This is a genomic window from Mesorhizobium sp. M7A.F.Ca.CA.002.05.1.1 (assembly GCF_003998335.1).
GTDB lineage: Bacteria > Pseudomonadota > Alphaproteobacteria > Rhizobiales > Rhizobiaceae > Mesorhizobium.
This window is the reverse complement of the sequence record NZ_RZQI01001012.1, coordinates 1-2,021: the sequence shown is the minus strand read 5'-3', so window position 1 is coordinate 2,021 and position 2,021 is coordinate 1. Positions and strand designations below refer to the sequence as shown.

Sequence of the window (2,021 nt, the reverse complement as noted above, 5' to 3'; positions counted from 1 at the left end):
CGCTTATCCAGATGAAATCCGGATTGGCCGAGTAATACGCGATCAGCGCCTTGGCGATGTCGGGCTCGGCTAAGAGTTCGTAGTCAGCCAAGCTGGCAACCGCTTCACGAAACGCAGCGCCCGTTGCCGACGGCACGAAAGCCGCATCCTGTGGCGCCGCCGGCTCTGGCGTCGGGGCCAGCGCCGAGAAGTCGACGCGAACCAGCCGGTCCGCCTTGTAGGTGTAATAGGATGGGCTGCTGATTCTCGCGCCGCCACCGCCACCGCTGGCCGGAGCCTTCGGCTTTGGCTTGTGCTTCGGTGGCGGGGGCGGAAACTCGCCTTTCGGCGCGTGCTTTACGCCGCCGCCGAAAAGCATGTCGAACAGCCCCTGCGCGCCTGCCTGGGGTACACCGAAAGCCAGCGTTGCCGCGATCGCCACCAGCGGCATCACGGTTGCTTTGTTTCCGAGGAATTTCATGAATCACCCGCTCCGGCCGCAACCGGTTCCCGTTCCGCACGCTAGATCGTCCCGCTCACCGCATGGCGGATGTAAGGCGCGACTATACTGATTCATACCGATTTCGTTAAGCTTTCATAAATTTTGGAAAGCCTGTTGCAGAACGGTTTCACAAGATCGTGACGGCTGGAGCGGAGGGTTGTTCCGCCCCAGCCGGAAATCTCTCGGGATCAGGCGTTGGCGCCGCCATCGATGGTCAGGGCAGCGCCGGTGACGAAGCGGCCTTCAGGGCCTGCAAGCCAGGCGACCATGCCGGCAATGTCATCGGCCTTGCCGAAACGCGGTGTTGCCATTTTCCGGCGCTGATGCTCGGCATGCGGGCCGTCGGCCGGGTTCATGTCGGTGTCGGTCGAACCGGGATGGACGACGTTGGCGGTGATGCCGCGCGGGCCGAGGTCGCGCGCCAGCGCCCTGGTCAGGCCGACCAGCGCCGCCTTGCTGGCCGAATAGGCCGTGAGGCTGCCGTCGGTCGCCCTCTCGGCAAGGTTGCTGCCGATCGAGATGATGCTGCCGCCCTCACCCATATGCACGGCCGCCGCCTTCGAGGCGATGAATGGAGCCCGGAGATTGACCTCCATGGTCTCGTCGAAATCTGCGAGCGACAGCGTGTCGATGGGGGCGGCCCGCCAGATGCCGGCGCTGTTGACCAGGATGTCGAGCCGGCCGAAGGCGGTCACTGCGTCATCGACGGCCTTGTCTATGGCCACCGCATCGCGGTTGTCGGCCTTGATCGCGATGGCGCGGCCGCCCTTGGCCTCGATTTCGGCGACAACCGAGCGGGCCTGCTCCTCGCCATGCACATAAGTTAGCGCGACACTGGCGCCGTCGGCCGCGAGCCGTCGCGCAATCGCCGCACCGATGCCGCGACTGCCGCCGGTGACGAGCGCGGCCTTGCCGCCCAGTTGGTTGGATGACATCGATTTCTCCTTTTGTAACGATCGATACATAAATACCTGTCAGCCTTGCCCGTCGGCGTCAACTTAATTATGTATCGATCAACACAGAAAAGAGCATCATGCCGGAACGAGGCCGCCCCCGCACTTTCGATCGAACCGCAGCCCTGCGCCGCGCGATGGAGGTGTTCTGGGCCCGTGGTTACGAAGGCGCGTCGATGAGCGAGCTGACCGCCGCCATGGGCATCAACTCGCCCAGCCTCTACGCTGCCTTCGGCAGCAAGGAGGCGCTGTTCCTGGAGGCGACGGATTTTTACTCGCACACCGAGGGTGCCGACATCTGGCTGGCGCTGGAGGAAGCTCCGACTGCGCGGCAGGCGATCGAACAATTCCTGAGCCTGACGGCGAGGGCCTATGCGCAGAGCGATCGTCCGCAGGGCTGCCTGATCACGCTGGGCGCACTGCATCAGGATTCGAGCCGCGGCGCCATCTGCGACGACCTGCGCCGTCGTCGCGCCGAAAACCACACCGCACTGCAGAAGCGTCTGGAGCGCGGCGTTGCCGAAGGCGAATTGCCGGCGGATTTCGATGCGAGCGCCGCCGCGACCTTCTTCGCCACGGTCCAGCAC

Annotated in this window: 2 protein-coding genes and 1 pseudogene; 1 reads left to right on the top strand and 2 read right to left on the bottom strand. The window is 64.5% G+C overall.

Annotation, left to right across the window (positions count from 1 at the left end):
* Nucleotides 1-460 (bottom strand): annotated as a pseudogene (locus EN939_RS31835) (L,D-transpeptidase family protein); the annotation flags it as partial.
* A 209-nt stretch (nucleotides 461-669) separates the two neighbouring features.
* Entirely contained in the window at nucleotides 670-1,416 is a 747-nt protein-coding gene (locus EN939_RS31830) for a 3-oxoacyl-ACP reductase family protein (protein WP_127270861.1), read from the bottom strand.
* A gap of 98 nt (nucleotides 1,417-1,514) precedes the next feature.
* Here EN939_RS31830 and EN939_RS31825 point away from each other — a divergent pair.
* Nucleotides 1,515-2,021 (top strand): TetR/AcrR family transcriptional regulator (locus tag EN939_RS31825; RefSeq protein ID WP_164751405.1); only part of this gene is annotated, 507 nt, incomplete at its 3' end.

Excerpts from the sequence above, each read along its gene's own strand:
- EN939_RS31830 (WP_127270861.1), bottom strand. The coding sequence starts at position 1,416 with ATGTCATCCAACCAACTGGGCGGCAAGGCCGCGCTCGTCACCGGCGGC.